The organism is Bradyrhizobium sp. C9, assembly GCF_002532045.1.
Lineage (GTDB): Bacteria > Pseudomonadota > Alphaproteobacteria > Rhizobiales > Xanthobacteraceae > Bradyrhizobium.
On sequence record NZ_NWTG01000035.1, the window covers coordinates 17,665 to 44,166 of the forward strand.

Below are 26,502 nucleotides of genomic sequence, written 5' to 3' on the forward strand. Positions count from 1 at the left end.
AATTAAATTTCGCAGTGCGAAATTGGTCTAATCTAGCGGCTCGACGCAAGTCGTGCAGCTACTCAACGCAAGTTCAAGAACAAGCATCCAGGGAGAGTCCCGGTGAGTGAAGTCGTCAAGCTCGAACGTCATGACAATATTGCCGTCGTCACGGTTAACAGTCCGCCTGTGAATGCGCTGAGCGCTGCCGTGCGCGGCGGCATCTTCGAGTGCATCAAGAGCGCGATCGATGACGCGCAGGTCCAGGGCATCGTGCTGACCTGCGCCGGCCGCACCTTCATCGCCGGCGCCGACATCACCGAATTCGGCAAGCCGCCGAAGCCGCCCGGCCTCGCCGAAGTGCTGAGCCTGATGGAAAGCTCGCCGAAGCCGATCGTTGCCGCGATCCACGGCACCGCGCTCGGCGGCGGCCTCGAGGTCGCGCTGGCCTGCCACTATCGCGTCGCCACCAAGGACGCCAAGCTCGGCCTGCCCGAGGTGAAGCTCGGCTTGCTGCCGGGCGCCGGCGGCACCCAGCGCCTGCCGCGTGCGGTCGGTCCCGAGCTCGCGGTCAAGATGATCGTCGGCGGTGATCCGATCAGCGCGGATGCCGCGCTGAAGGCCGGCCTGATCGAGGAGATCGTCGAGGGTCCGGCGTCGGGCGGTGAGGCATTTGCGCGCAAGGTGGTCGCCGAGAAGCGTCCGCTGCGCAAGCTGCGCGACGACGACTCCAAGCTCGCCGCGGCCAAGGCCGACCGTTCGATCTTCACCAATGCGGTCGCCGCGCTGACCAAGAAGTCGCGCGGCCTCGAGGCGCCGTTCGCCGCCGCCGATGCCGTCGGCGCCGCGATCGACCTGCCGTTCGACGAAGGGCTGAAGAAGGAGCGCGAAGGCTTCCTCAAGCTGATGAACGGCGAACAGTCCAAGGCGCAGCGCTATGCGTTCTTCGCCGAGCGCGAAGCCGCCAAGATCTCCGGCGTTCCCGAGGGCACCAAGGGCCGCAACGTGGCGCGCGTCGCCATCCTCGGCGCCGGCACCATGGGCGGCGGCATTGCGATGTCGTTCGCCAATGCCGGCATCCCGGTCACCCTGATCGAGACCGGCGAGGAGCAGCTCAAGCGCGGCATGGGCATCATGCAGAAGAACTACGAGGCGACCGCCGCGCGCGGCGGTATCCCGGCGGACGCGCCCGCCAAGCGCATGGCGCTGATCAACGGCGTCGTCGGCATCGAGAACATCGGCGACGCCGATCTGGTGATTGAGGCGGTGTTCGAGACCATGGCGGTCAAGAAGGAAGTGTTCGGCAAGCTCGACCAATACGCCAAGCCGGGCGCGGTGCTGGCCTCCAACACCTCCTACCTCAACATCGACGAGATCGCGCGGTCGACCAAGCGTCCGCAGGACGTGCTCGGCATGCACTTCTTCTCGCCGGCCAACGTCATGAAGCTGTGCGAGATCGTGCGCGCCGACAAGACCGCGCCCGACGCGCTGGTGACTGCGGTGTCAATCGCCCGCAAGATTGCAAAGGTGCCGGCCGTGGTCGGCGTCTGCGACGGCTTCGTCGGCAACCGCATGCTGGCGCAGCGCGGCAAGCAGTCCGAAAAGCTGTTGTTCGAAGGCGCCCTGCCGCAGCAGGTCGACGCCGTCGTCACCAAGTTCGGCATGCCGATGGGTCCGTTCGCGATGGGCGATCTGGCCGGCCTCGATATCGGCTGGCGCTCGCGCAAGGACCGCGGCATCAAGTCGGAGATCGCGGACGCGCTGTGCGAAGCCGGTCGTTTCGGCCAGAAGACCGGCAAGGGTTACTACAAGTACGAGCAGGGCTCGCGCGCGGCGCTGCCCGATCCGGAAGTCGAGAAGCTGATCGACGAGACGCTGGCGCGCCTCGGCCGCAAGAAGCGCGTCGTCAGCGACGACGAGATCCTCGAGCGGATGATGTACCCGATGATCAACGAAGGCGCGAAGATCCTCGCCGAGGGCATCGCGGCGCGTCCGTCCGACATCGACGTGGTCTGGCTCTATGGCTATGGCTGGCCGATCTATCGCGGCGGCCCGATGTTCTGGGCCGACACCGTGGGCCTCAAGCACATCGCCGATCGCCTGGCCTTCTACGCCAAGGAGACCAACGATCCCTCGCTCGAGCCGGCGCCGCTGCTGAAGAAGCTCGCGGACGAAGGCAAGACCTTCGCCTCGCTCGCCGCAGCGTCGAAGGCGGCGTGATCACCTTCGGCGATACAACGGCAGTGACAGGGTTCCCTCTCCCCTTGCGGGAGTGGGTGAGGGAGAGGGCTGGCCGCATCGGCGTTGCCCGTGTGCCGCCCCTTTCCCAACCCCTCCCCACAAGGGGGAGGGGAGCCATCGCGCCGGTGCTCACCTCACATCAGTCGATACATCCATGACCTATCCCGGCGAACAATATTATCCCAAGGGCGTGCAGTGGAGCGACGAGATCACGCGCGGCACGCTACCGGACCTGCTCTCGAATGCCGCCGCCGAGTTCGGCGCGCGTCCGGTGCTCGAATTCCGCGATCGGCAGATCAGCTACAGCGAGCTGGAAGCACTGGTCGAGACCGCGGCGGCCGCCTTCATGCGGGCCGGTTACGGCAAGGGCACTTCGGTCGCGCTGTTTCTCGGCAATTCTCCTGACCATCCGATCAACTTCTTCGGCGCGCTGAAGGCCGGAGCACGCGTCGTGCATCTGTCGCCGCTCGACGGCGAGATCGCGCTGTCGCACAAGCTCTCCGATTCAGGCGCACGTGTGCTGGTCACCAGCAACCTGTCGGCGCTGTTGCCGACCGCGCTGAAATTCCTCGCCAAGGGCCTGCTCGATCGCCTGATCGTTTGCGAGGATGATCATTGGGGCAAGGTCGGCACACCGCAGACCGCGTTGCCTGATAATCCCGCGATCATCACCCACCGGCAATTCATCGACGGCGCAGTCAAGCCGTCGCAATGGCCCGCCGTCGACGTCGAGGACGTCGCGCTGCTGCAATACACCGGCGGCACCACGGGCCTGCCCAAGGGCGCCATGCTCAGCCATGGCAATCTCACCGCCGCGGTGTCGATCTATGATGTCTGGGGCAAGCCGGGGCGGCTCGAACGCAACGCGATCGAGCGCGTGATCTGCGTGCTGCCGCTGTTTCACATCTATGCGCTGACCGTCGTGCTGCTGTCGGTGATCCGGCGCGGCCATCTGATCTCGCTGCATCAGCGCTTCGACGTCGAGGCCGTGATGCGCGACATCGAGGTCAAGCGCGCGACGGTGTTTCCCGGCGTGCCGACGATGTGGATCGCGATCGCCTCGCTGCCCGACCTCGACAAGCGCGATCTGTCCTCGCTCGTGGTCGCCGGCTCCGGCGGCGCGCCGCTGCCGGTCGAGGTCGCCAAGATCTTCGAGCGCCGCGTCGGCATGAAGCTGAAGAGCGGCTGGGGCATGACCGAGACCTGCTCGCCTGGCACCGGCCATCCCAAGGAAGGGCCCGAGAAGCCGGGCTCGATCGGGCTGATGCTGCCCGGCATCGAGATGGACGTGGTGTCGCTGGAGGATTCCACCAAGGTGATGCCGGTCGGCGAGGTCGGCGAAATCCGCATCCGCGGCCCGAACGTCACCAAGGGCTACTGGAACAGGCCGGCGGAGACCGCCGAGGCCTTCGTCGGCGACCGCTTCCTGACCGGCGACATCGGCTACATGGACGCAGACGGCTATTTCTATCTGGTCGACCGCAAGAAGGACATGATCATCTCCGGCGGCTTCAACGTCTATCCGCAGATGATCGAGCAGGCGATCTACACGCATCCCGCCGTGCAGGAAGTGATCGTGATCGGCATTCCCGACGATTACCGCGGCGAGGCGGCAAAGGCCTTCATCAAGCTGCGCGACGGCGAGAAGGCGTTCTCGATCGACGAGCTGCGCGCGTTCCTCACCGGCAAGGTCGGCAAGCATGAGCTGCCGGCCGCGGTCGAGTTCGTGGCTGAATTGCCGCGCACCCCGGTCGGCAAGCTGTCGCGTCACGAATTGCGCCAGCAGCAACCGAAGACATCTCAGGCCGCGCAACAAACCGCATCAGGATCGCGCTCATGATGGACGATATGGTGCAATGAATCCGTTGCCCCGGCTCCAGTGCGCAATCGCGCGCAAGGCCGGGACGACCAGGAAAGAAGCAGTTGAACCTTAAAAGGAGGATCCGATGGATCTCGCTTTCACCAAGGAAGAGATAGCGTTTCGCGAGGAGGTACGGGAGTTCTTCAAGAACAACGTGCCGCCGGAGACCCGGCGCAAGCTGCAGGAAGGCCGCCATCTGTCGAAGGACGAGATGGTCACCTGGTGGCGCATCCTCAACAAGAAGGGCTGGGGCGTCACCCATTGGCCGAAGGAATATGGCGGCACCGGCTGGACCACCGTGCAGCACTACATCTTCAACGAAGAGCTGCAGTCCTATCCCGCGCCGCAACCGCTCGCCTTCGGCGTCAGCATGGTCGGCCCGGTCATCTACACCTTCGGCAATGAGAAGCAGAAGAAGGAATATCTGCCGCGCATCGCCAATGTCGACGACTGGTGGTGCCAGGGCTTCTCGGAGCCGGGCTCGGGGTCGGACCTCGCCTCGCTGAAGACCAAGGCGGAGCGCCGTGGCGACAAGTGGATCATCAACGGGCAGAAGACCTGGACCACGCTCGCCCAGCACGCCGACATGATCTTCTGCCTCTGCCGCACCGACAACAATGCGAAGAAGCAGATGGGCATCTCCTTCATCGTGTTCAGCATGAAGTCGAAGGGCGTCACCGTGCGCCCGATCCAGACCATCGACGGTGGCCACGAGGTCAACGAAGTGTTCTTCGACGACGTCGAAGTTCCTGTCGAGAACCTGATCGGCGAGGAGAACAAGGGCTGGGATTACGCCAAATTCCTGCTCGGCAATGAGCGTACCGGCATCGCCCGGGTCGGCGTCTCGAAGGAGCGGCTGCGCCGCATCCGCGCGCTGGCCTCCAAGGTCGAGTCCGGTGGCCGTCCGGTGATCGAGGACCCGGCGTTCCGCGAGAAGCTCACGGCCTGCGAGATCGAGCTGAAGGCGCTCGAGCTGACCCAGCTCCGCGTCGTCGCCGACGAGGGCAAGCACGGCAAGGGCAAGCCCAACCCGGCTTCCTCGGTGCTCAAGATCAAGGGCTCGGAAATCCAGCAGACCACCACCGAGCTGCTGATGGAGATCATAGGCCCGTTCGCCGCGCCCTATGACGAGCACGGCGACGCCGGCTCCAACGAGAGCATGGATTGGACCGCGCAGATCGCGCCGAGCTACTTCAACAACCGCAAGGTTTCGATCTACGGCGGCTCCAACGAGATCCAGCGCAACATCATCAGCAAGGCGGTGCTGGGGCTGTAAGCCTCACCATTATCGTCATTCCGGGGCTTCGCGTAGCGAAGAGCCCGGAATCCATAACCACCATCGTGAGTATGGATTCCGGACCTGCCCCTTCGGGTCATCCCGGAATGACGCCGCGGATAGCACTTTGAAAATAGGGAACGAACATGGATTTTGATCTGTCCGAGGAGCAGCGGCTTCTCAAGGAAAGCGTCGACGGTTTGCTGGCGGATGCCTACGACTTCGATGCGCGCAAGAAGTACATGAAGGAGAAGGGCGGCTGGAGCAAAACGCTCTGGGGCAAGCTCGCCGAGCAGGGCCTGCTTGGTCTGCCCTTCGCCGAGACCGACGGCGGCTTCGGCGCCGGTGCGGTCGAGACCATGATCGTGATGGAAGCGCTCGGCAAGTCACTGGTGGTCGAGCCCTATCTCGCCACCGTCGTGGTCGCCGGCGGCTTCCTGCGCCATGGCGGCTCGGCCGAGCAGAAGGCCAAGTACATTCCCGGCATCATCGACGGCAGCAAGACCTTCGGCTTTGCGCAGCTCGAGAAGAACTCGCGCTACGACCTGTTCGACGTCGTGACCACGGCGAAGAAGAAGGGCGACGGTTGGGTGATCGACGGCGAGAAGTTCGTCGTGCTGAACGGCGAGAACGCCGACACCTTGATCGTGACCGCGCGCACCAAGGGCGGCCAGCGCGACAAGGCCGGCATCGGCGTGTTCCTGGTTCCGGCGGACGCCAAGGGCGTCACCAGGAAGGGCTACCCCACCCAGGACGGCCTGCACGCGGCCGACATCACCTTCACCAATGTCGAGGTCGGTGCGGATGCTGCGATCGGCGATCCCGAGAACGGCCTGCCCCTGATCGAGCGCGTGGCGGACGAAGCCCGCATTGCGCTGTGCGCGGAAGCCGTCGGCGCGATGGACGAGTCGCTGAAGGAGACCGTCGAGTACATCAAGACCCGCAAGCAGTTCGGCGTTGCGATCGGCTCGTTCCAGAGCCTGCAGCACCGCGCCGCCGACATGTTCGTGGCGCTGGAGCAGGCCCGCAGCATGTCGATGTTCGCGACCATGGCGTCGGACTTCAGCGATGCCAAGGAGCGTTCGTCCGCGGTCGCGGCCGCCAAGGTGCAGGTCGGCAAATCCTTGAAGTTCGTCGGCCAGCAGTCGATCCAGCTTCACGGCGGCATCGGCATGACCATGGAGGCCAAGATCGGCCACTACTTCAAGCGGCTGACCATGATCGAGAACACGCTCGGCGACACCGACTACCACCTCCGTCGCGTCAGCGAGAGCGGCGGCCTGTTGGCTTGATCGTCATTCCGGGCTCGCGAAGCGAGAACCCGGAATCTCGCGCCATAACTTCTGGATTCCGGGTCTGCGCCTTACGGCGCATCCCGGAATGACGCGTCAATAACAGGGAGGCAACAACAATGAAGAACACCCCGTTCGATCTCACCGGCCAGGTTGCGGTCGTCACCGGCTCGAGCCGCGGCATCGGCCGTTCCTCGGCCGAACTGCTGGCAAAACTCGGAGCCAAGGTCGTGATCTCCTCGCGCAAGGCTGATGCCTGCCAGGAAGTCGCCGACGGCATCAAGAAGGCCGGCGGCGATGCGCTCGTCATCCCCTGCAACATCGCGCGCCGCGCGGAGGTCGAGGGTCTGATCTCCGGCACGATGAAGCACTACGGCAAGATCGACATCCTGGTCTGCAACGCGGCGGTGAATCCCTATTACGGCCCGCTGCTCGACATCACGGACGAGGCCTTCGACAAGATCATGGGCTCCAACGTCAAGAGCAACATCTGGCTGTCAGCGCTGGCGATCCCGCAGATGGCCGAGCGCGGCAAGGGCTCGGTCGTCATCATTTCCTCGATCGGCGGACTTCGGGGGTCTACGGTGATCGGCGCCTACGGCATCTCCAAGGCAGCAGACTTTGCGTTGTGCCGCAGCCTCGCCGGCGAATGGGGCCCGAAGGGCGTGCGCGTCAATTGCGTGGCGCCGGGCCTCGTGAAGACCGATTTCGCCCGCGCGCTGTGGGAGGATCCGGACAATCTGAAGCGCCGCACCGCGTCGACGCCGCTCCGCCGCATCGGCGAGCCCGACGAGATCGCGGGCGCGGTGGCCTATCTCGCTTCCGATGCCTCGACCTTCATGACCGGCCAGACCATCGTGGTCGACGGCGGCGTCACGACGGCGGCGACTTAAGGCCGGCTTTCTTCGCCTCTCCCGCTTGCGGGGGAGGCCGACGCGCGACGAGCGATGCGAAGCGTCGTCGGGGGCGCGGCGGGTGGGCTCTCTCCACGAAACGACTCGTGGAGAGAGCCCACCCCAACCCTCCCCCGCAAGCGGGAGAGGGGGCGCAGCCCGCTTGGGGCCTCTACCTTCGCCTTAAACCTGCTCCAGCGCGCGCTCGAAATCCTCGATCAAATCGTCGGGATGCTCGAGCCCGGCCGAGAAGCGAATGAAACCTTCGCTGATGCCGAGTTCGGCGCGGGCCTCCGGCGCCAGGCGCTGATGCGTCGTGGTCGCGGGATGCGTGACGAGGCTCTTGGCATCGCCGAGATTGTTGGAGATGCGCGAGATCTTCAGCGCGTTGAGGCAGCGGAAGGCGCCGGCCTTGCCGTCCTTGACCTCGAAGCCGACCAGCGTCGAGCCGGCGCCCATCTGCTTCTTCACCGTCGCGGCTTGCGGATGATCGGGGCGGCCGGGGTAGACCAGCCGCGTGATCTTCGGATGGCTTGCCAGCGCCTCGGCGATCTTGGCCGCGTTCTCGGTCTGGGCGCGGACCCGGACGCCGAGCGTCTCCAGGCCCTTCAGCAGCACCCAGGCGTTGAACGGCGACAGCGACGGGCCGGTCTGGCGCATGAAGTTATGGATGTGTTCGGCGATGAAGGCTTCCGACGACAGGATGACGCCGCCGAGGCAGCGGCCCTGGCCGTCGATATGCTTGGTCGCGGAATAGACCACGACATCGGCGCCGAGCGACAGCGGGCTCTGCCAGATCGGCGTCGCGAACACATTGTCGACGATCAGCCGGGCGCCGCCGCTATGCGCGATCTTGGCGATCGCGCCGATGTCGAGCACGTCGAGCGTCGGATTGGTCGGACTCTCCAGGAAGAAGGTCTTGGTATTTGGCCGCAAGGCACGCTGCCACTGGTCGAGATCGAGGCCGTCGACCAGCGTCGTCTCGATGCCGTAGCGCGGCAACAGGTCCTGCACGACGTAGAGGCAGGAGCCGAACAGGGCCTTCGACGCCACCACGTGATCGCCGGCCTTCAGCGGCGCGAGGATCGCGGTGGTCACCGCGGCCATGCCGGTCGCAGTCGAGCGCGCGGCTTCCGCGCCCTCGAGCTCGATCATGCGGCGCTCGAACATCGCAATGGTCGGATTGGAATAGCGCGAATAGATGAAGCCGGGATCCTGGCCTTTGAAGCGCGCCTCGCATTGCTCGGCGGTGTCGTAGACGTAGCCCTGGGTGAGAAACAGCCCTTCCGACGTCTCCCCGAACTGCGAGCGCAGCGTGCCGCCATGGACGAGGCGGGTTTCGGGACGAAGGTGGGCAGTAGACTTGGATTCAGAAGACTTGGATTCAGACATGTGACCTCCGAAGTGGCCATTTCCCTCGGAAACTGGCCACAAAAAAACCGGCCTGGAGAAACCTCCACAAGCCGGGATCACACTGTCCCCGGCCTGTTTAGCGACTTATTTAACGTGGCTGCAAGCCGGCCGGCTCAAATCACCACGGGATAAGTGCAGCTGATATTCCCTCGCGCCCTTTCCGTCAAGACGGTCATCGGATAACCCGTAAAAGCCCATAATTTGGGGCTTGGTGGCCGCTCGGAGTATGATTTTGGGCCATCCTGAGGGACCACATCGTGTCGTTCACGCTGGAAGATGAATCCAACGGAATCCTGCCCGACCGCATGATCGCGGAGATGGCGGAGGCCGGCCTCATTCTGCCCGCCTACGACTTCGTCGAGAGCCAGATCCAGCCGGCGAGCCTCGACCTCCGCCTCGGCGATATCGCCTACCGCGTTCGCGCCAGCTTCCTGCCGGGGCCCGATGCCACCGTCGCGGAGCGGATCGACCAGCTCAAGCTGCACGAGATCGATCTCTCCGACGGCGCGGTGCTGGAGACCAATTGCGTCTACATCGTGCCGCTGCTGGAGAGCCTCGCGCTGCCGCCGGAGATCGTCGCCGCGGCCAACCCGAAGAGCTCGACCGGACGGCTCGATGTCTTCACCCGCGTGATCGCCGACGGCACCCGCCGCTTCGACATGATCGGCGCCGGCTATCACGGTCCGCTCTATGCCGAGATCTCACCGAAGACGTTTCCCGTGCTGCTGCGCGAGGGCTCGCGGCTCAGCCAGGTCCGTTTCCGGATCGGCGAGGCGACCTTGACCGCCGACGAACTCGACGCACTGCACGCCGCTGAGCGGTTGGTCGATGCCGACGATGCCGATCTCACCCACGGCGTCGCGCTCTCGGTCGATCTGTCCGGCGAGAACTCCGGCGGCTTCGTCGGCTATCGCGCCAAGCGCCACACCGGCGTGGTCGATGTCGATCGCCGCGGCGGCTATTCGGTCGAGGAATTCTGGGAGCCGATCAAGGCGCGGCCCGACGGCAGCCTGATCCTCGATCCCGGCGAGTTCTACATCCTGGCGTCGAAAGAGGCTGTGCAGGTGCCGCCGGATTACGCCGCGGAGATGGTGCCGTTCGATCCGCTGGTCGGCGAATTCCGCGTCCACTATGCCGGCTTCTTCGATCCCGGCTTCGGCTATGCGGGCGCGGGCGGCAAGGGCGCGCGCGCCGTGCTGGAAGTGCGCTCGCGCGAGGTGCCGTTCATTCTCGAGCATGGCCAGATCGTCGGCCGCCTCGTCTATGAGCGCATGCTCGAGCGTCCCGATGCGCTCTATGGCCAGCGCATCGGCTCGAACTATCAGGCGCAGGGCCTGAAGCTCTCCAAGCATTTTCGCGTGTAGCGGAATTTCTCCGCTGTCATTCCCCGCGAAAGCGGGGAATCCAGTACGCCGCGGCTTCTCAATAGCCACCGCCGGTCCCGAGTCGGGCGATGACAGCGAACATGTGTCTGGTTGCGTCGCATCTATCGCGATGACAAACTCCTGCAAAACAAGAGATCGGGAGCACGTATGACTCAGGAGCAGGACGCGCGCGAAGCGCAGTGGCGGAAGTGGCGCAGCGTCGCCGATCTCTATCACGCCTTCTTCACCGGATTGATCCTCACCGTGGTGACGCGGCGCGGCACCGCCGATGCCGCCGAGTTCGTCTTCCGCGTGTTTCGCCGCCAGCAGCAGGAGCGCTTCCTGCCCGGCTTGAAGAAGCTCGGCCTCGACGGCTTGCCGCCTGCGGTCGCGGCCGCGCAATATCACTATCTCTCCAACTGGATCGGCGGCGTGCATGTCGAATACATGTACGAGACCGACCGCAAGGCCTGGATCCGCTATCCGCCGCCGCGCTGGATCTGGAAAGGCACCGCGATCTGCGGCGTGCCCGGCGAGGTCTCGCGCGCGATGCTGCGCGGCTGGCACGCCAACAACGGCGTCGCGCTCGGCGATCTCAGGCTCGGCTTCGTCTGCACCAAGCAGAGCGTCGACGGCCAGGACGGGCTTGAGGGCTATTACTGCGAATACGATCATCCGCTTGAGCTCGACCAGCGCCTGGTGTTCGCGCGCCATCTCGAGGCGCCGCTGTTCGACCCGAAGACCGCGCCGGCATTGCCGGTCGACAGCTGGCCGAAGCCGCGGCTGGAAAAGGCCTATCGCAACTACGCGATGGAATATGTGAAGACGGCCGCGCCCGTCATCGTGCAGGTGTTCGGCCCGGAGGATGCGAGCTATCTGCTGCACCTCACCGGCAAGCTGATTGGCATGCAGTATTTCGACGAGGTCGCAGCGGCGCTCGGCGGCCGCCGCGGCCGTGCGGCGGAATTTGCCGCATTCCTGCTCGCGCTGTTCGAGTCGCAGGATGATGTCGCTGAGATCAGCGCGTCCGAGGGCCAGTTCGAGATCCGCCAGCAGGGCTGGAAGCTGATGGCCGACGTGTCCGATTATCACCCGGCCTGCGCCAGCGCCCTGACAGGCTTGTTCGAAGGGCTGGCGGCCGGCTGCGGACGGCATATTCCGGTGCATCTGAAGCCGAATGGCGCCGCCGGCGCGCCGTTCGTCTGGTCGATCGGCTAGACACAGATCACCCTCCCCTGGAGGGGGAGGGTCGGCTCACAGCGAGCGAAGCGAGATGTGAGGCGGGGTGGGGTGATCTCTCCACTCAGGCAGCGCCCGATATGAGAAACCTTCACCCCACCTCGGTTCGCATTTCATGCGAACCGATCCTCCCCCTCCAGGGGAGGATGACCTGTATCTAGCCGTTCGTGTGGTCGATCGGCTAGGTCAGAGGTTCATCCGGATTCACCTGCAATCGCGCAGGCCCCCCTTGCGTCCCGCGCACGTGGAATCCGCGTTCGCCATGGTAGGGAAACACCATGGCGCGGCTCCCGAAGATCGCGCGTGGGAGTAGAAATGTCCGATCTCGGCCTCGCCGAAATACCTGTCGACGAACAAGAACGGCCGCTGCCGCCGCCGGTCACGAGACCCGCGCGCAACGCGCTGCTCGACGGGCCGATCTTGCGCACGCTGTTGTGGCTGGCGTGGCCGAACGTGATCGCGCTTTCCGCCGGCACCTGCGTGGTGATCGCGGAGACCTCCTATATCGGCCGGCTCGGCGTCGAATCGCTCGCGGCGATGGCGTTGGTGTTTCCCTGCGTGATCCTGACCATGACGATGTCCGGCGGCGCGATGGGCGGCGGTGTCGCGTCCGCAATTGCGCGCGCGCTCGGTGCCGGCGAGATCGAGCGCGCCTCGACCCTTGCCATGCATGCGCTGCTGATCGGATTGACGTTCGGCGCCACCTTCATGCTGGGGATGCTGATCTTCGGCCCGCGCCTGCTTGAATTGCTCGGCGGCCGCGGCAACGTGCTGGCGAACGCGATCGCCTATTCGCAAATCTTTTTCGGCGGCGCGATCCTGCCCTGGCTGATGAACACGATGGCCGGCATCCTGCGCGGCACCGGCAACATGAAGCTGCCGTCGACCATGATCCTGTCCTCGGCGGTGTGCCAGATCATTCTCGGCGGCACGCTCGGGCTCGGCCTCGGGCCTGTGCCGCAATTCGGCATGCGCGGCGTCGCGGCGGGTTCGCTGATCGCCTATTCGATCAGCATCAGCGTGATGAGCTGGTATCTGTTCTCGGGCCGCGCCCGCGTGAAGCCGAAGCTCAAGGGGTTGCGCGTGCAATGGGCGATGTTCATCGACATCCTCAGGGTCGGCGCGGTCTCCTGCTTCTCGCCGCTGCAATCGGTTTTGACGATCTCGATCTTCACCCACATGCTGGCGCAGTTCGGCACCGCGGTGCTCGCCGGTTACGGCATCGGCGCGCGGCTCGAATTCATGCTGACCTCGGTCGCGTTCGCGGTCGGCATCGCCTCGGTGCCGATGATCGGCATGGCCGTCGGCGCCGAGCGCGTCGCGCGTGCCCGGCGCATCGCCTGGACTGCGGGCACGATGTCGTTCCTCGCGGTCGGCGTGGTCGGCAGCTTCATCGCCGTCTTCCCCGACCTCTGGGTCAACCTGTTCACCAACGATCCGCATGTGCGGGCGACCAGCCATCAGTACCTGTCGACCGCCGCGCCGATGTACGCCTTCATCGGCCTCGCGATGTCGATGTATTTCTCCTCGCAGGGCGCTGCGAAGGTGCTGGGTCCGGTGCTGGCGCAGACCGCGCGGCTGATCTTCATCGGCACCGGCGGCTGGTGGCTGTCCACGCATGAGGCGAGTGCGCAGGATTTCTTCACACTCGCCGCCGCATCGATGGGCGTGCTCGGCGTGCTGTCCTGCCTCAGCGTGATCCTGACACGCTGGGGCAAGTCTGCACCGGTCGCCGAGGCGCAGCCGGCGTTGTCTTAAGCTATTGGACCGGTCATCCTGTTTCTCCCCGCCCTGCTGAGGTGCGAGCTCTTGCGAGCCTCGAAGGATGGGCGGCCACAGTCGGGCCGTCGACCCTTCGAGACGCGCGCAAGTGCGCGCGCCTCAGGGTGACGGTGATAGGGTTGATCACGCCGCGTTCTTGTCCCTGGCCGACCGGGCCTGTGCGGCCTGCATCGCCGCCGCACCGAGGTCCATCTGCGCGTCCATGTAGGGCGCGATCTCGTGCGGCAGCACATCGGCGATCCACACCACCCGGCAGCGCGCGTCACCCTCGGCAAACACCTGCACCGAGGCGGAATGCTGCTTCACCCGCTCGCTGGTGATCGCATAGACCAGCCGACGTCGCGTGTCGTCGCAATCGACCAGCGTCTCGCGCGCCACGGTGCCGTTGGCGAAGCTGACGGTGCGGACGTCGCCGTTGCGTTGCGTGTCGGTGACGAAGCCCGGCACCAGCCGCGTATGCAGCGCGCCGAAATCGCGCAGTGCGTCCCAGACATGATCGGCCGGCGCGTCGATCGGGATGTCCTTGTGAATCGAAGCCATGGAATGTGGTCCTTTGATCAGAATGACGATTGAGATTTAGCTCGACACCGCCTCGACATTGTTGCCGTCGGGGTCGAGCAGGAACGCCGCGTAGTAGGTCGGGCTGTAATCCTTGCGATGGCCTGCCGCGCCGTTGTCCCTGCCGCCGGCCTTCAGGCCCTCGGTGTGGAACGTCTTGATCGCGTCGTGGCTCGGGGCGCGGAACGCGATGTGGGCGCCACCCTGCGCCTTGCCCTTGTGCAGATGCAGCCAGAGCGCGGGCTCGCCCTTCGGGCCGAAGCCCGCGCCGCTGTCGTCGCGCGAGCACAGCACGAAGCCGAGCGGCGCCAGCACCGCGGTGTAGAAGCGCACGCTGGCGTCGAGGTCGGCGACGCGCAATCCGATGTGATCGTACATGATGGGGTCTCCAGTCGTTGGGCGCGTCGACGGACGCGCGGACCGGAAGAACCTAACTATTGCAGCGCAAGGCGTTCTTGGAAAATCTTGCGGTCGCCGCGGGAGTCTCCGCGGAATTCCTGGCGGAATTTCAGCGGCGAGGCGCCGGCGGCGCGGTGGAAGCTGCGCACGAAATTGGAGAGATCGCCAAAGCCGACCTCATAGGCGATGTCGGTGACCGGGCTGTCGTCGTCCACCAGCCGTCTTGCCGCATGACGCAGCCGCGAGCGCACCAGATATTGATGCGGAGTCACGCCGAGCACCGCGGAAAACAGCCGCAGGAAATGGAAGGTGCTCAGGCCGGCCTGCTCCGCGGCATCGTCGAGATCGATCTGGTGGTGTGAATTGGCGTCGATCCACAGCGCCGCTTCAACTGCGCGGCGGCGGTCGCGCAGGCCGGCGGTGAGGGGCTTTGCCTTGCGATCGGACACCAGCTCGACAAGGCGGCTGGCGAGCAGGTGGCCGACCTCATCGAGGCCGACGTCGCTGTTGCCAGCTGCCGCCGTTTGGGCGAGCTCGCCGATCACCATCAATTCGGGCAGCGGCGGCACCGAGCCGACCTGCCAGACCGAGGTGCGGTCGCCGATGGTCTCGACCAGCTCCGGGTCGAGGAAGAACGACAGGCATTCGTCGCCGACCACATGGTCGTGCGTGCAGGTGTATTCATCGCCGGGATGGCCGACCAGGATCGAGCCGGCCACCAGCTCATGGAAGCGGCCGCGGCAATGGCAGCCGAAGCTGCCGCTGCGCACATAGGACACGGAATGGCAGGCGAACTGTTCGACGAACGGCTTGTCGCCGGGCTCCGCCGTGCAGCGAAACTCGTTCACCGTGATGCGATCGCGCTGCAACAGCGTGGTCCGGGTCATACTCCAGATTTAGGCTTGCGGTCGGGGCCGTGCAACGGGCAGCAGCACGTCGAACAAGGTCTTGCTGGTGGTCGGCTGGGCCCCTTCGATCGAGAGCAGCCGCCGCTTGGAGACGCTGCCGCCGTTTTGCGAGATCCGGTCGGCATAGTGGCCCGCCTCGAGCACGCGGTGGCAGGGCACGATGATCATGAAGGGATTGCGGCCGAGCGCCTGCGCCACCGAATAGACTGCGCCGGACGCACGCAGGGCGCTCGCCACCTCGTCATAGGTCCGGGTCTCGCCGCGGGGAATGCGGCGCACCGCCTCGTAGACGCGCTGGTTGAAGGCCGGGATGCTGCTGATGTCGAGCGCAACGCTTGTGAGATCGGCGTTGCCGCCGCGCAGGATCGCCGCAATGCCCTCGATCGCGACCTCGATCTCCTCGGGGGGCCGCAGCTCGCGCGCGTCGGGGTAGTTCTGGAACAACCGTTTGCGGGTTTCGATTTCGCGGAGCTCGGGAAGCTGGACCCCGGCAATGCCGGCTTCGCCCCATGCGATGCCGCATCGGCCGATTGCCGTGTCGAAAATGGTATACCCACGCCCCGCCATGACGCGACCAACCCCCACAACGATCATAACATCGTCGCGGTCCGGCGCATCCGGAATCTTGACGATTGGTTAAGCATGTTGCGGCCGGCGCTGTGTGACCTCGACAACGTCCGGTCACGCATCCTCCGGTCACGCATCTTAAAGGCTTTGCCAGCTATCTGGTCGCCGGCATGCTGCTCCAAAAGACGATCAGCGGAACGATGACCAGCACGAGCGCCGAAGCCGCGGCCGGCAGCGCAGGCATGGTCGGCCGCGCCAGCGGGCGTGTTCACCCGCTCTTCGCGTTGCTGCTGCTGGCGCTGGTCTTGCGCGTTGCGGCCGCGGTCTGGCCCAACGTGATCTATCCCGACGAGACCTATCAGTATCTCGAGCCGGCGTGGCGGATGCTCGGCCATGACGGCATCTTGACGTGGGAATGGCGCGACGGCATTCGCGGCTGGTTGCTGCCGACCTTGATGGCCGGGCCGGTTGCCCTCGGCGATGCGATTGCCCCTGCCGGCGCAGGTGCGTTCCTGGTGCCGCGTCTGATCGCCGCATGCGCGTCGCTGTCGATCGTGGCAAGCGCCTGGTTCCTCGGCGCACGGATCTCGCGCACCCATGCCGTCGTCACGGCCTTCGCGGCCGCGATCTGGTTTGAATTGATCATGCTCGCGCCGCATACATTGGGCGAGCCGCTGGCGACAGCGCTCATCGTTCCGGCAGCGCTGCTCATCACCGATGGTCCGTCACCGCGGCGTCTGTCGATCGGCGGCGCCTTGCTCGCCTTCGCCTTTGTCTGCCGCTTCCAGTTTGCGCCGGCCATCGCCGTGCTGGCCCTCGGGGCCTGCTGGACGCGCTGGCGAAACTTGGTTCCGCTGGTCGCCGGCGGGCTGGTTGCGCTGTTGATCGCGGCCGCGATCGACCTTGCGCATGGCAGCGTGCCGTTCGCGTGGCTGATCGCCAATATCAGGGAAAACCTTGTCCACGATCGCGCCATCGAATTCGGCGTGTCGCCGCCGTCGGCCTATCTGATCGACTTCATGACCGTGTGGTCGGTGGCGATCCTGCTTCCGCTCGCTGCGATCTGGCGTGGCTGGCGGCACGCACCGCTGCTCGCGACGGCGGCGCTGGTCAACCTCGTCTTCCACAGCCTGATCGCGCACAAGGAATACCGCTTCATCTTCCTGTCGGTGGTGCTGTTCACCATCGTCGCGGCGCTGGGATCGGCCGATTGGGTGCAATGGCTGCGTGCAAGACACAAATGGCGCCGCTGGGCATTGCCGATCGTCCTCGGCGGCTGGGCGCTGCTGTCGGTGGCGCTGGCCGGCACCAGCGACGAGATGCGCGAGTACTGGACCCGCGGCGTCGGCGCAGCGCGGCTTGCGGCTGAGCTGCGCCGCGATCCGCAGATGTGCGGCCTTGCGCTTTACGACGTTCGCTTCCAGCAATTGCCGGGGCGGGAGCGATTGGTCGGCCCGGTGCCGCTCTATGCGCTGCAGCCCGCCGATCCGCTCGCCGAGCTGATCCTGCCGCCGCTGCTGCTGCGGGCGACCCAGCCGGCCTTCAACCGCATCCTTGCGCGGCCCGAGGCCGCAGGCGATCTGCCGGCGGATTTTTCACGGCAAAGCTGTGCCCGCGTCGGCTTCAGCGACGCCTGCATCTATGCACGCGGCGGAAGCTGCGACGCATCCACCGCTGCGCCCTTTGTCATCAATGACGTGCTCGTGAGGATGGGCTGGTAGCGGGCGGCGATGCGGCGATCGGTGTCAATGCGCGCTTGATCCTCTGCCTCGGGCCGGGCTATGGTCCGGCGGTCGCACCCACGGGGCGACCTCAAGCAATTGAGATCGCGGGCGTAGTTCAATGGTAGAACGGCAGCTTCCCAAGCTGCATACGAGGGTTCGATTCCCTTCGCCCGCTCCAGTCCCAAAGCTATATTGCAAGGGACGATCTTGTCGGCGAGACGATGTATTTCTCGGCAATAGCGGGAGACTAGACGTGAGGTTGCTTGGAGCGCTGCTGCTCGCGCTGGGCGCGCTTTGCGCGACGAAGCCGGCGTCGGCACAAATGTATGATCCTCGCTATCCAGTCTGCATGCGTGTTTACGGGGAACTGGTCGGCGATCGAATGGATTGTATCTTCATGTCGATGCAGGAGTGCCAGGCCAGCGCTGCGGGGAATCCGGCAACCTGCCTGGTTAACCCCTTTTATGCGCCAAGTAATGCGCCAAGGCCGGTGCGTCCCGGCAAGCCTGAACGATGACCTTTTCCGCTTGTATCCGCGAGCGTTCATTTGAGATCAATGTATGGAATGGTGGTACTACGCGCTGCTTGCGATTGTTGTGATCGGATGCGTATTTGCCGTTCGCGCCCGTCGCGGCGGTAATTCGATCGAGGATGAGGAATTGAACCGGCGGATCGATGAGCGCGTCGATCGCCTCGATCTCACGCGCCGCAATCGCGATCGGGATTCCTGACCTGCTCCCGGAATGATCCCGGGATCCTACGGCGGTCTGTTCACGCAACGTGCGCGCCTAACGCACTGTACCCGACCTGTTCTTCTCACAAGGCGCAGTTATGTTTCCGTAGTTCTCCGCGTTTGAGAACGGAGTTCCGCCGGAACCCGAGAGCGGCCAAAGTGGCCGAGCTTTCGTCATCCTTCGGTGGTGATCAGCGCCATCCCATGGCGGGTGCGACTTGAGTCAAGATGCTCTCGATCACATGCGCGTTGTAGGCGACGCCGAGTTGATTGGGCACGGTCAGCAGCAGGGTGTCGGCCTCCGCGATCGCCTCGTCCGTCTTGAGCTGCTCGATCAGTTTCTCCGGCTCGGCGGCGTAGCCGCGGCCGAAGATCGCGCGCGTCCGCTCGTCGATGAAGCCGATCTGGTCTTCCTCCTGCCCATTGCCGAAATAGGCGCGGTCGCGGTCGTCGACCAGCGCGAAGATGCTGCGGCTGACCGAGACCCGCGGCTCGCGGGTGTGGCCGGCCTCCTTCCAGGCGGCGCGGTAGGCGCGGATTTGCGCGGCCTGCTGGATATGGAAGGCCTCTCCGGTCTCGTCGCTCTTCAGCGTCGAGCTCTGCAGGTTCATGCCGAGCTTCGCCGCCCAGACCGCGGTGGCGTTCGAACCGGCGCCCCACCAGATGCGCTCACGCAGGCCTTCGGAGAGCGGTTCGAGCCGCAGCAGGCCGGGCGGGTTGGGAAACATCGGCCGCGGATTCGGCTGCGCAAAACCCTGTCCGCGCAGCATATCGAGGAAGATCTCGGCATGACGGCGGCCCATGTCGGCGTCGGTCTCGCCTTCGCCCGGCTGATAGCCGAAATAGCGCCAGCCATCGATCACCTGTTCGGGCGAGCCGCGGCTGATGCCGAGTTGCAAACGTCCCCGCGCGATCAGGTCGGCCGCGCCGGCGTCCTCGATCATGTAGAGCGGATTTTCGTAGCGCATGTCGATCACGGCGGTGCCGATTTCGATCCGGCTGGTCTTGGCGCCGACCGCCGCCAGCAGCGGGAAGGGCGAGGCCAGCTGGCGGGCGAAGTGATGGACCCGAAAATACGCGCCGTCCGCGCCGAGCTCTTCGGCGGCGACCGCAAGGTCGATCGATTGCAGCAGCACGTCCGCGGCCGAGCGGGCCTGGGATTGCGGGGAGGGCGTCCAGTGCCCGAACGAGAGGAATCCGATTTTTTTCATATCGGCAATGTAGGCATGTCAGGCGCGAATTGCGAATGGTGGCGTGACCCGGCGATGACGGAAAATGTTTACCAACCGGGAAAAATATCTGCAGCACGTGTTGCGGGTTTGCCGATCGCGCCGCTGTGGACGCGCTGCATGCGCGCTGGTCCTGCCGCCTGCGCCACAGTGCGGCTTGCGATCAGCTCGCGCGCCGCCTAGCTTTCGGCCACCATTTCTCCCGCCACCACGTTCCCGCAGGACCCGATGTCGCAGCCGTTTCTGTTTCAGCCGATCACGCTTCGCGGCGTGACCTCCCGAAACCGTATCCTGATTTCGCCGATGTGCCAGTATTCGGCGACCGACGGCCTCGCCAATGATTGGCACCTTGTTCATCTTGGCAAGTTCGCCCAGGGCGGCGCCGGGCTCGTGATGGTCGAGGCCGCGGCGGTCGCCGCCGAGGGGCGCATCACCCATGGCGATGTCGGCATCTGGAACGACGAGCAGATTGCGCCGCTCGAACGCATCGCCGCCTTCCTGAAGGACAACGGCGCGGTGCCCTCGATCCAGCTCGCGCATGCCGGCCGCAAGGCCAGCATGCAACGCCCTTGGTACGGCAATGCCGCGCTCGACGCGGCCGACTGCGCCCGCGGCGATCTGCCGTGGCGGACTGTTGCGCCGAGCGCGATCCCGATGGAGGAAGGCTGGCTGATGCCGCACGCGCTCGATGCGGCCGAGCTCGCCGCACTGCGCGAGCAATGGCGCCGCGCCACCCTGCGCGCGGTGGAGGCCGGCTTCGAATTCGTCGAGGTGCATTGCGCACACGGCTATCTGCTGCACGAATTCCTCTCGCCCTTGTCGAACCGCCGCAGCGACGCCTATGGCGGCGACCGCGCCGGGCGGATGCGCTATCCGCTCGAGATCATCGAGACAGTGCGCGCCGCCTGGCCCGCGGAGCGGCCACTGGCGGTGCGCATCTCCTCGGTCGATGGTGTAGAAGGTGGCCTGACGCTCGAAGATCAGGTCGCATTCGCCCGCGAAGCCAAGGCGCGCGGCGCCGATCTGATCGATTGCTCGTCGGGCGGCTTGCTCGGCTCGGCAACCGCGGCGCGGATTCCACGCGGCTACGGCTTCCAGGTGCCGTATGCGGAGGAGATCCGCCGCGCCGCCGAGGTCGCCACCATCGCGGTCGGCCTGATCCTGCATCCGCAGCAGGCGGAGGATGTGCTCGCCAACGGCCAGGCCGATTTGATTGCGATCGGCCGCGAGGCGCTGTTCGATCCGAACTGGCCGCTGCATGCCGAGCTTGCGCTTGGCGGCGGCGGCGGCGAGGTGTTCGCGTCTTGGCCGAAGCAGTATGGTTGGTGGCTGGAGCGGCGCGAGCCGGGCCTGCGCAGGCTCGAAGGTCCGCCGCTGCCGTTCCGCAAGGTGTGACGGACCAAGCTGCGATAGTTCACGAGGGAGGATTTGACATGACGAATTCGGCACAGCGTCCCTATCGCGGCGTCTTCCCGGTGGCGCCGACCATCTTCGACGCCAACGGGAATCTCGACCTCGACGGGCAGCGGCGCTGCATCGATTTCATGATCGATGCCGGCTCGCACGGCATCTGCATCCTCGCCAACTTCTCCGAACAGTTCGTGCTGACCGACGCCGAGCGCGAGACCGTGATGCATGCGGTGCTCAAGCACGTCGCGGGCCGCATTCCCGTGATCGTCACCACGACGCATTTCTCCTCGGCGGTGTGCGCCGCGCGCAGCCGCGAGGCGGAGGCCGCGGGCGCCGCGATGGTGATGATCATGCCGCCCTATCACGGCGCGACCTTCCGCGTCGGCGAGCCGGGCATCTACGAGTTCTATCGGGTGGTGTCGGATGCCATCAAGATCCCGATCATGATCCAGGATGCGCCGGTCGCGGGCACGCCGCTCTCGGTGGACTTCCTGGCAAGGATGGCAAAGGAGCTCGCCAACGTCAGGTACTTCAAGATCGAGGTGCCGATGGCCGCGGGCAAGCTGCGCGGCCTGATCGAGAAGGGCGGCAGCGTGATCGAAGGGCCGTGGGACGGCGAGGAGGCGATCACGCTGATGGCCGATCTCGATGCCGGCGCCACCGGTGCGATGACCGGCGGCGGCTATCCCGACGGCATCCGCCAGATCATGGATCCGTTCTTCGCCGGCCGCCGCGACGAGGCCGTGCAGGCCTATGCGCGCTGGCTGCCGCTGATCAACTACGAGAACCGCCAATGCGGGCTGGCTGCCTGCAAGGTGTTGATGCGCGAGGGTGGCGTCATCAAGTCGGACGCAGTGCGGCACCCGTTGCAGCCGTTGCATCCGGCGACGCGCGCCGGCCTGATCGAGATCGCGCGCTCGCTCGATCCGGTCGTGCTGCGCTGGGGGCGCTGAGCGCTGAATCGGCTCAAGCGGCGTACTCGCTGCACCTCTCCCGCTTGCGGGGCAGGTTGCTTCTGCGAGGGCGTTCTCTATGAGAGCGAGGAGCGCCGGGCATGTCTCGGCGGATTGAGGATATCCAGCGATGCCCATCAGCGCTCGCCAGAAAACCTTCTGGTTGCATAATTGGCTTTCGTAATCGGTGGTAGTCGAGTTATGTTGAGACTTGATGGAGCTGGTATTTGACAATTCTGAGCTTAACGGCATCTGGGGATCTGAAGCCCCAGACACCCGGATTGCGGCTTTGATGCAATCCGACCTCTTCCAGCGAGCGGGGCGAGGTGAACCGGAGCCCGTCGCTCGATGCGAAGTAGACGCTACGCATCCCACGTCACCGGCAGATCCAGCAGGCCGCGGAACGCCCAGCCGCCGATCCGGGGCGGTTTGTCCTCGATCAGGCGCAGATTCGTCAGCCTCTCGAAAATTGCGGGCAGCGCGACGTCCGCGACCATGGCGCGCGAGGCCCAGGCGCCGGCGCAGAAATGCGGACCGGCGCCGAACGCGATGCTCTTGCTGGCGTCGCGGCGCACGTCGAATGCATCAGGCCTCTCGAAGTGCTTTTCGTCGCGGTTGGCCGAGCCGAACATCAGGAACACGCGCTCGTTGGTCTCGAATGCAACGTCCCTGATCGTCCAGGGCTTTGCGATCCGCCGCGGCGACATCCCGATCGGCGAGATCCAGCGCGCATATTCCTCGAACACCTGCAGCCACGGGATCGCGCCGCTCACGGCCAGCGCCAGCTGATCGGGGTGGGTCAGCAGCGCCCACACCGTGCCGGCGATAGCGTCGCGCGGCTCGTTCTGGCCCCCTGAGATCGCGAGCTTGATGTTGGCGCGCATGCTCTCCATCGGCATGTCGGTCTGCAGCAGCACGCCGAGCAGGCTGAGGTCGGGCGTCTTGCGCAGCCTGGGGACCATCTCGTCGATCGCGGCGTCGATGCCCGAGGTCGCCGCATGGCAGCGCGCCTCGATCGCGGGATCGCCGGTGTAATTGGCGATGCCGTCGATCATGCCCTGCGACCAGGCGTTCATGTCCTGGAAGCGCATGTTGGTGAGGCCGGTGATCGATTTCAGGCATTCGGCCGAGAATGGCAGCGCGAAGGCCTGCACGAAATCCACCGTGCCGTCCGGCTTCAACTCGTCGAGGATGCGCGTTGCATGTGCTGCGAACTGTGCGGTCCAGTGCGATCTCACCGTCTTCGGCGATACCGCCGGGAAGATCGCCTTGCGCTCGTTCATGTGCGCGTCGCCGTCCTTGCGCATCATGTTGTGGCCCATGAGCTTGTTCATCAGCCCCTCGGGCTGGTGCGACGAGAACACGTCGATCTGCTTCTCGGAGACGAAGATGTCGTCGCGGTTGCACAGCAGCGTGCTGCCGAGCTGCGGCACGAAGGCGATCGGCGCTTCCTTGCGCATGCGCGCCAGCGTCGGATAGGGATCCTGCCAGAAGGCGGGGACGTCGATGTCGAAATGGGGAGCGGTGCTCACGACGTGATCTCACGTTGGCCTTGAGGTTCGTACCGAGCATAGGCCGGCAGCCGTGGCCGGTCTGTCCCTACCGTTGGGGACAGCGGGAGGTGCTCAGACCCCTTCAGTTCAGCTGGCGTGCCGATGCCATCAGGCGTAGCGCGATCGCGAACAGCTCGTTCTGCGAGGAGATGCCGAGCTTGTCATAGGCGCGCTTGCGATAGGTGAGGGCGGAGTGCAGGCCGATGCCGAGCTCGGCGGCGATCGCTTCCGAGCTGAGGCCCGAAAGGATGCCGAGGCAGACCTCTTTCTCGCGGCCGGTCAGCCGGGCCAGCGGTTCGGCGGTTGCAAACAGCGTCTTCAGCCGCGCGATCGGATCGGCATCCGCTTCCGCGTCACGCTGGAAGTGCCGCGCCACCGCTGCGGTCAATGCGGGCGCCACCGCGGCGAGGCGCGCGATCTGCTCGCGGCTGAAGCGGCCTTGCGCGGTGATCTGATAGAAATTGACGTAGAAACAGGTATCGCCGGTCCAGATCGCAGCGGCGAACTTGTCGACGATGTCGGAATCGTCGAAGAAGATCTTGCGGTAGCCGTCGCTGTACATCCGGCGGGCAAAGGTCGGCAACACGATCGGCACGGCCTGCGCCTGCCCCTCGAACACCGCATCGCGGTTCGGGTCAGCCTGATGGAAATGTTCGGAGTAGGCGATCCCGAGGTCGCGGCCGGTCGGGATGTTGCCGACGTCGAGCAGGCACGCGGCGGACCGCGGGCCCGTGAACGAGAACACCATGCAGTGACCGACACCGGCGACGCGGCGTAGCGCGCCGATCAAGGCTTGCGGAAAGCCGTCGCGGCCGATCGCCAGCAGCGCCGGCGTGATGTCGCTGATAACAGAAGTCTTGAAGGCGAAATCTGCCTTCATGGCGTCCTCCCTGTGTTTCGGGAAGACTAGCAGCGACATCGCGGGGGTGGAAGCGGTTGGCATTCTGGCCCCGTCTCCTCGTCATTCCGGGCTCAGCCCTTCGGGCTGCCCCGGAAATGACGGAGATCGCCTCAGGCGCCCGGCACCTGGTCGAGGAAGCCGGTGATGCTCCGGATCCGGCCCTCCTTCAACGTGGCGAAGTCGGTGCCCTTGATCGGGCTGTCGACGCCGTCGGGCCCGAGGCCCCAGGAGAAGCGGACATGGTCGCCGAACCCGTTCGGCTCGCCGATCAGCTTGAAGGTGAAATCCGGAAACTTCTGCTGCACGCCCGCGATCAGCGCGTCGACGCCGTCATGGCCGTCGCCGCTCATCATCGGGTCGACATAACGCGCGTCGGCGGTCCAGTTCTCGCTCAGCATCTCGCGCCGCCGGCTCGGCATCCGCTCGTTCCAGAGCTCGATATAGCGGCGGGCGACGGTGGTGTGGTCGGTCATGCTGCTCTCCATCTGATGGGCCGGACTGTGCGGCTGTCCGGACTATCGAAGGTTCGCGTGCACCGATCGATTACCTCGCAGGTCATCGCGCGAGCTATGGAGTGATGGTCAGCACTGCCTTCATGTTGGGGTGGAAGCGGCAGTAATAGTCGACGGTCCCGGCCTTGGTCAGAACCGACCTGGCCGCCTTCTTCGGCGCAATCGTCACGTCGAAGTCGCCATTCTTCGCCGTGGCGGTGTGCGCCAATATGTCCTTGTTGACCCATTCGATGGTGTCGCCGACCTTGGCCGATGCCTCGGCCGGCGAGATCACCATATTCTCCATCACGATCTGGATGGTAGCTGCATGCGCCGGGACAGCCATCGCGCCGAGCGCGAACAACGCGAGCGTTACGAGATAGCGTCCGGGCGACATCGCGCGTCTCCCTACTTCATGCCCGCCGCAACATGTTCGGCATGCTGCTCGTGGCCCTGGAAGATCTTCAGGCCGGTCTGCAGCAGGCTCTTCAGCTCGGGATTGCTGGCCGACGGGATCAACTGCGTCTCCAGCGCGGTGTTGACGGTCTTGTGGTAGGCGACCTCGTTGTCGATATAGGCCTTGTCGTAGGCTGCGCCCTTCAGCTTGCCGAGTTCGGCGAGCTTGTCGGCCGCCTGTTTCGACAACGCCTTGCTGGTGTCGTTGTCCTCCGGCGTCACCTTCAGCTTCTTGACGAGGTCGAGCGCCTGCTTGTTCACCGCCTCATGGTCGCGCGCCATGTCCTTGGCGAACGCCTTGACGTCCTTGTTGGATGCTTTGCTCTCCGCCTGCTTGGCGGCGTTGATGTCGATCACACCTGCCGTGTAGGCGATGTGCGCGATCTGCGGATCGGTCAGCTTTGCGCCCTGGGCCAGCGCAGCGCTGGTGAGAACGCCGAGCGCGGCGACCGCGATGCTCAATCGAACGAACATGGTTTGACACTCCTGTTGAGCCGGGCGTAGCGCACGGCACGTCGTTGCTTGCACAGGAGTTGGATGGTGCTGACAGCCAGAGGTTCCCAAAAAACTATGCTGTGACGCCGAGCCGTTTCAGGACCGCCTCGGTCAATCGCTCGCAACGCCGGCCCGCGAAGGGAAAGGCCTCCATCACGATGGGGCCGATCTTCCGCTCGACATTGTCGCGCAGCATGGTCCGGGCGCGGTGCAGACGGGTCTTCACGGTTTCCGGCTTGAGGCCGAGGATGTCCGCGGTCTCCTCGACATTCATGCCCTCGATCACACGGGTGATGAAGACGAGGCGGAACGCCTCGGGCAGTTCGTCGATCGCGTGCTCGACGACATGCTGGATTTCGCGCTGGGCCATAGATTTTTCCGGATCGTCCGCTGACGACAGCGGGAACGGGATGATTTGGGCTTTTGCGGCGCCGTTCGGCAGCTCGGACCACTCCACGCTCGCGCGCTTGCTGCGCAGGCGGCCGAGCGCTTCGTTCATCGCGATGCGCGACAGCCAGGTCGAGAGGCTGGAGTCGCCCCGGAACTGGTCCAGACGGGTGAAGGCGCGCACGTAGGCGTCCTGAACCACATCCTCGGCCTCGTTGTCGTTGCGGAGGATGCCGCGCGCCAGCCGGAACAGCCGGCGATTATTCGCCTGCATGATGGTGCGGATCGCGGCCTCGTCGCGGGCGAGCGCGCGTTGCACGAGCTCGGCATCGCCTGAGCGGATCGGCGGCAGGGACGTGACATGGGCCTGGCGCATGGCGGGATCGCCCTCACTGTTG

25 protein-coding genes, 1 tRNA gene and 1 riboswitch are annotated in these 26,502 nt (G+C 65.3%); of the genes, 13 read left to right on the forward strand and 13 right to left on the reverse strand.

Annotated features, from left to right (window positions below; translation table 11 throughout):
* The first annotated feature begins 102 nt into the window (after positions 1 to 102).
* The 5 genes from CO675_RS36610 to CO675_RS36630 all read left to right on the forward strand — a co-directional run bounded on the left by CO675_RS36610 (position 103) and on the right by CO675_RS36630 (position 7,542).
* The gene (locus tag CO675_RS36610; protein ID WP_097676741.1) at positions 103 to 2,199 is read left to right on the forward strand and encodes a 3-hydroxyacyl-CoA dehydrogenase NAD-binding domain-containing protein; all 2,097 of its coding nucleotides are present in this window, start codon (positions 103 to 105) and stop codon (positions 2,197 to 2,199) included.
* Between the two features lie 175 nt (positions 2,200 to 2,374).
* On the forward strand, positions 2,375 to 4,060 hold the full coding sequence (gene pimA, locus CO675_RS36615; RefSeq protein ID WP_097676742.1) for a dicarboxylate--CoA ligase PimA: 1,686 nt from the start codon (positions 2,375 to 2,377) through the stop codon (positions 4,058 to 4,060).
* 106 nt (positions 4,061 to 4,166) lie between these two features.
* On the forward strand, positions 4,167 to 5,357 hold the full coding sequence (gene pimC, locus CO675_RS36620; protein ID WP_097676743.1) for a pimeloyl-CoA dehydrogenase large subunit: 1,191 nt from the start codon (positions 4,167 to 4,169) through the stop codon (positions 5,355 to 5,357).
* Positions 5,358 to 5,503: 146 nt separating this feature from the next.
* A complete protein-coding gene (gene pimD, locus CO675_RS36625; RefSeq protein WP_097676744.1) occupies positions 5,504 to 6,649 on the forward strand; it encodes a pimeloyl-CoA dehydrogenase small subunit in 1,146 nt (381 codons plus the stop codon).
* 119 nt (positions 6,650 to 6,768) lie between these two features.
* Entirely contained in the window at positions 6,769 to 7,542 is a 774-nt protein-coding gene (locus tag CO675_RS36630) for an SDR family NAD(P)-dependent oxidoreductase (protein WP_097676745.1), read from the forward strand.
* 183 nt (positions 7,543 to 7,725) lie between these two features.
* Here the strand turns inward: CO675_RS36630 and CO675_RS36635 are convergent, their stop codons facing one another.
* A complete protein-coding gene (locus tag CO675_RS36635; RefSeq protein ID WP_097676746.1) occupies positions 7,726 to 8,934 on the reverse strand; it encodes an O-succinylhomoserine sulfhydrylase in 1,209 nt (402 codons plus the stop codon).
* A 76-nt stretch (positions 8,935 to 9,010) separates the two neighbouring features.
* Positions 9,011 to 9,090: riboswitch (SAM riboswitch) on the reverse strand.
* Between the two features lie 122 nt (positions 9,091 to 9,212).
* Between CO675_RS36635 and CO675_RS36640 the strand changes: the two genes are divergently transcribed.
* From CO675_RS36640 to CO675_RS36650, 3 genes are all read left to right on the forward strand, one after another.
* Complete coding sequence (locus CO675_RS36640; RefSeq protein WP_097676747.1) at positions 9,213 to 10,319, forward strand: 2'-deoxycytidine 5'-triphosphate deaminase; 1,107 nt, start codon at positions 9,213 to 9,215, stop codon at positions 10,317 to 10,319.
* 168 nt (positions 10,320 to 10,487) lie between these two features.
* Complete coding sequence (locus CO675_RS36645; protein ID WP_097676748.1) at positions 10,488 to 11,537, forward strand: hypothetical protein; 1,050 nt, start codon at positions 10,488 to 10,490, stop codon at positions 11,535 to 11,537.
* A 336-nt stretch (positions 11,538 to 11,873) separates the two neighbouring features.
* Positions 11,874 to 13,316, forward strand: coding sequence for an MATE family efflux transporter (locus CO675_RS36650; protein WP_097676749.1), 1,443 nt, complete (start codon positions 11,874 to 11,876; stop codon positions 13,314 to 13,316).
* A 147-nt stretch (positions 13,317 to 13,463) separates the two neighbouring features.
* Here the strand turns inward: CO675_RS36650 and CO675_RS36655 are convergent, their stop codons facing one another.
* The 4 genes from CO675_RS36655 to CO675_RS36670 are packed head-to-tail and all read right to left on the reverse strand — an operon-like array spanning position 13,464 to position 15,772.
* The gene (locus tag CO675_RS36655; protein WP_097676750.1) at positions 13,464 to 13,880 is read right to left on the reverse strand and encodes an SRPBCC family protein; all 417 of its coding nucleotides are present in this window, start codon (positions 13,878 to 13,880) and stop codon (positions 13,464 to 13,466) included.
* Between the two features lie 36 nt (positions 13,881 to 13,916).
* Positions 13,917 to 14,276 carry a VOC family protein gene (locus CO675_RS36660; protein WP_097676751.1) on the reverse strand — a complete coding sequence of 120 codons (360 nt, stop codon included), beginning with the start codon at positions 14,274 to 14,276 and terminating at the stop codon, positions 13,917 to 13,919.
* 56 nt (positions 14,277 to 14,332) lie between these two features.
* Entirely contained in the window at positions 14,333 to 15,184 is an 852-nt protein-coding gene (locus CO675_RS36665) for an AraC family transcriptional regulator (RefSeq protein WP_097676752.1), read from the reverse strand.
* Between the two features lie 9 nt (positions 15,185 to 15,193).
* Positions 15,194 to 15,772 (reverse strand): methylated-DNA--[protein]-cysteine S-methyltransferase, encoded by a 579-nt coding sequence (locus CO675_RS36670; protein WP_097676753.1) that lies wholly within the window; start codon positions 15,770 to 15,772, stop codon positions 15,194 to 15,196.
* A gap of 200 nt (positions 15,773 to 15,972) precedes the next feature.
* Between CO675_RS36670 and CO675_RS36675 the strand changes: the two genes are divergently transcribed.
* From CO675_RS36675 to CO675_RS42055, 3 genes are all read left to right on the forward strand, one after another.
* Positions 15,973 to 17,493: a glycosyltransferase family protein gene (locus tag CO675_RS36675; protein WP_245453071.1), complete on the forward strand. Its 1,521-nt coding sequence runs from the start codon at positions 15,973 to 15,975 to the stop codon at positions 17,491 to 17,493.
* 107 nt (positions 17,494 to 17,600) lie between these two features.
* Positions 17,601 to 17,674, forward strand: a tRNA-Gly gene (locus CO675_RS36680).
* 144 nt (positions 17,675 to 17,818) lie between these two features.
* Positions 17,819 to 18,013, forward strand: a complete 195-nt coding sequence (locus CO675_RS42055) for a DUF3551 domain-containing protein (protein WP_502693443.1) — start codon at positions 17,819 to 17,821, stop codon at positions 18,011 to 18,013.
* Here the strand turns inward: CO675_RS42055 and CO675_RS41220 are convergent.
* Both CO675_RS41220 and CO675_RS36690 read right to left on the reverse strand, forming a co-directional pair.
* The gene (locus tag CO675_RS41220) at positions 17,949 to 18,275 is read right to left on the reverse strand and encodes a hypothetical protein (protein WP_198964879.1); all 327 of its coding nucleotides are present in this window, start codon (positions 18,273 to 18,275) and stop codon (positions 17,949 to 17,951) included. The genes CO675_RS42055 and CO675_RS41220 overlap by 65 nt on opposite strands.
* Before the next feature lie 145 nt (positions 18,276 to 18,420).
* Entirely contained in the window at positions 18,421 to 19,440 is a 1,020-nt protein-coding gene (locus CO675_RS36690) for an LLM class flavin-dependent oxidoreductase (protein ID WP_097676756.1), read from the reverse strand.
* A gap of 246 nt (positions 19,441 to 19,686) precedes the next feature.
* Here CO675_RS36690 and CO675_RS36695 point away from each other — a divergent pair, with 246 nt between their 5' ends.
* Both CO675_RS36695 and CO675_RS36700 read left to right on the forward strand, forming a co-directional pair.
* The gene (locus CO675_RS36695; RefSeq protein ID WP_097676757.1) at positions 19,687 to 20,853 is read left to right on the forward strand and encodes an NADH:flavin oxidoreductase/NADH oxidase; all 1,167 of its coding nucleotides are present in this window, start codon (positions 19,687 to 19,689) and stop codon (positions 20,851 to 20,853) included.
* 38 nt (positions 20,854 to 20,891) lie between these two features.
* On the forward strand, positions 20,892 to 21,821 hold the full coding sequence (locus CO675_RS36700) for a dihydrodipicolinate synthase family protein (protein ID WP_097676758.1): 930 nt from the start codon (positions 20,892 to 20,894) through the stop codon (positions 21,819 to 21,821).
* Positions 21,822 to 22,183: 362 nt separating this feature from the next.
* Here the strand turns inward: CO675_RS36700 and CO675_RS36705 are convergent, their stop codons facing one another.
* The 6 genes from CO675_RS36705 to CO675_RS36730 form a co-directional block, all read right to left on the reverse strand.
* Entirely contained in the window at positions 22,184 to 23,353 is a 1,170-nt protein-coding gene (locus tag CO675_RS36705; RefSeq protein ID WP_097676759.1) for a cytochrome P450, read from the reverse strand.
* Between the two features lie 103 nt (positions 23,354 to 23,456).
* Positions 23,457 to 24,254, reverse strand: a complete 798-nt coding sequence (locus CO675_RS36710) for a helix-turn-helix transcriptional regulator (RefSeq protein ID WP_097676760.1) — start codon at positions 24,252 to 24,254, stop codon at positions 23,457 to 23,459.
* A gap of 131 nt (positions 24,255 to 24,385) precedes the next feature.
* The gene (locus CO675_RS36715) at positions 24,386 to 24,748 is read right to left on the reverse strand and encodes a nuclear transport factor 2 family protein (RefSeq protein ID WP_097676777.1); all 363 of its coding nucleotides are present in this window, start codon (positions 24,746 to 24,748) and stop codon (positions 24,386 to 24,388) included.
* Positions 24,749 to 24,842: 94 nt separating this feature from the next.
* Positions 24,843 to 25,163, reverse strand: a complete 321-nt coding sequence (locus CO675_RS36720; RefSeq protein WP_198964877.1) for a cupredoxin domain-containing protein — start codon at positions 25,161 to 25,163, stop codon at positions 24,843 to 24,845.
* Positions 25,164 to 25,174: 11 nt separating this feature from the next.
* On the reverse strand, positions 25,175 to 25,696 hold the full coding sequence (locus tag CO675_RS36725) for a DUF4142 domain-containing protein (RefSeq protein ID WP_097676761.1): 522 nt from the start codon (positions 25,694 to 25,696) through the stop codon (positions 25,175 to 25,177).
* 94 nt (positions 25,697 to 25,790) lie between these two features.
* Positions 25,791 to 26,480, reverse strand: a complete 690-nt coding sequence (locus tag CO675_RS36730) for an RNA polymerase sigma factor (protein ID WP_097676762.1) — start codon at positions 26,478 to 26,480, stop codon at positions 25,791 to 25,793.
* Positions 26,481 to 26,502 lie beyond the last annotated feature (22 nt).

What these genes read in the sequence shown, in the direction of transcription:
- pimA (WP_097676742.1), top strand. Translation starts at nt 2,375, where the DNA reads ATGACCTATCCCGGCGAACAATATTATCCCAAGGGCGTGCAGTGGAGC.
- pimC (WP_097676743.1), top strand. Translation starts at nt 4,167, where the DNA reads ATGGATCTCGCTTTCACCAAGGAAGAGATAGCGTTTCGCGAGGAGGTA.
- pimD (WP_097676744.1), top strand. Translation starts at nt 5,504, where the DNA reads ATGGATTTTGATCTGTCCGAGGAGCAGCGGCTTCTCAAGGAAAGCGTC.
- CO675_RS36630 (WP_097676745.1), top strand. Translation starts at nt 6,769, where the DNA reads ATGAAGAACACCCCGTTCGATCTCACCGGCCAGGTTGCGGTCGTCACC.
- CO675_RS36635 (WP_097676746.1), bottom strand. Translation starts at nt 8,934, where the DNA reads ATGTCTGAATCCAAGTCTTCTGAATCCAAGTCTACTGCCCACCTTCGT.
- CO675_RS36645 (WP_097676748.1), top strand. Translation starts at nt 10,488, where the DNA reads ATGACTCAGGAGCAGGACGCGCGCGAAGCGCAGTGGCGGAAGTGGCGC.
- CO675_RS36650 (WP_097676749.1), top strand. Translation starts at nt 11,874, where the DNA reads ATGTCCGATCTCGGCCTCGCCGAAATACCTGTCGACGAACAAGAACGG.
- CO675_RS36655 (WP_097676750.1), bottom strand. Translation starts at nt 13,880, where the DNA reads ATGGCTTCGATTCACAAGGACATCCCGATCGACGCGCCGGCCGATCAT.
- CO675_RS36660 (WP_097676751.1), bottom strand. Translation starts at nt 14,276, where the DNA reads ATGTACGATCACATCGGATTGCGCGTCGCCGACCTCGACGCCAGCGTG.
- CO675_RS36665 (WP_097676752.1), bottom strand. Translation starts at nt 15,184, where the DNA reads ATGACCCGGACCACGCTGTTGCAGCGCGATCGCATCACGGTGAACGAG.
- CO675_RS36670 (WP_097676753.1), bottom strand. Translation starts at nt 15,772, where the DNA reads ATGGCGGGGCGTGGGTATACCATTTTCGACACGGCAATCGGCCGATGC.
- CO675_RS36675 (WP_245453071.1), top strand. Translation starts at nt 15,973, where the DNA reads ATGACCAGCACGAGCGCCGAAGCCGCGGCCGGCAGCGCAGGCATGGTC.
- CO675_RS42055 (WP_502693443.1), top strand. Translation starts at nt 17,819, where the DNA reads ATGTATGATCCTCGCTATCCAGTCTGCATGCGTGTTTACGGGGAACTG.
- CO675_RS36690 (WP_097676756.1), bottom strand. Translation starts at nt 19,440, where the DNA reads ATGAAAAAAATCGGATTCCTCTCGTTCGGGCACTGGACGCCCTCCCCG.
- CO675_RS36695 (WP_097676757.1), top strand. Translation starts at nt 19,687, where the DNA reads ATGTCGCAGCCGTTTCTGTTTCAGCCGATCACGCTTCGCGGCGTGACC.
- CO675_RS36700 (WP_097676758.1), top strand. Translation starts at nt 20,892, where the DNA reads ATGACGAATTCGGCACAGCGTCCCTATCGCGGCGTCTTCCCGGTGGCG.
- CO675_RS36710 (WP_097676760.1), bottom strand. Translation starts at nt 24,254, where the DNA reads ATGAAGGCAGATTTCGCCTTCAAGACTTCTGTTATCAGCGACATCACG.
- CO675_RS36715 (WP_097676777.1), bottom strand. Translation starts at nt 24,748, where the DNA reads ATGACCGACCACACCACCGTCGCCCGCCGCTATATCGAGCTCTGGAAC.
- CO675_RS36720 (WP_198964877.1), bottom strand. Translation starts at nt 25,163, where the DNA reads ATGTCGCCCGGACGCTATCTCGTAACGCTCGCGTTGTTCGCGCTCGGC.
- CO675_RS36725 (WP_097676761.1), bottom strand. Translation starts at nt 25,696, where the DNA reads ATGTTCGTTCGATTGAGCATCGCGGTCGCCGCGCTCGGCGTTCTCACC.
- CO675_RS36730 (WP_097676762.1), bottom strand. Translation starts at nt 26,480, where the DNA reads ATGCGCCAGGCCCATGTCACGTCCCTGCCGCCGATCCGCTCAGGCGAT.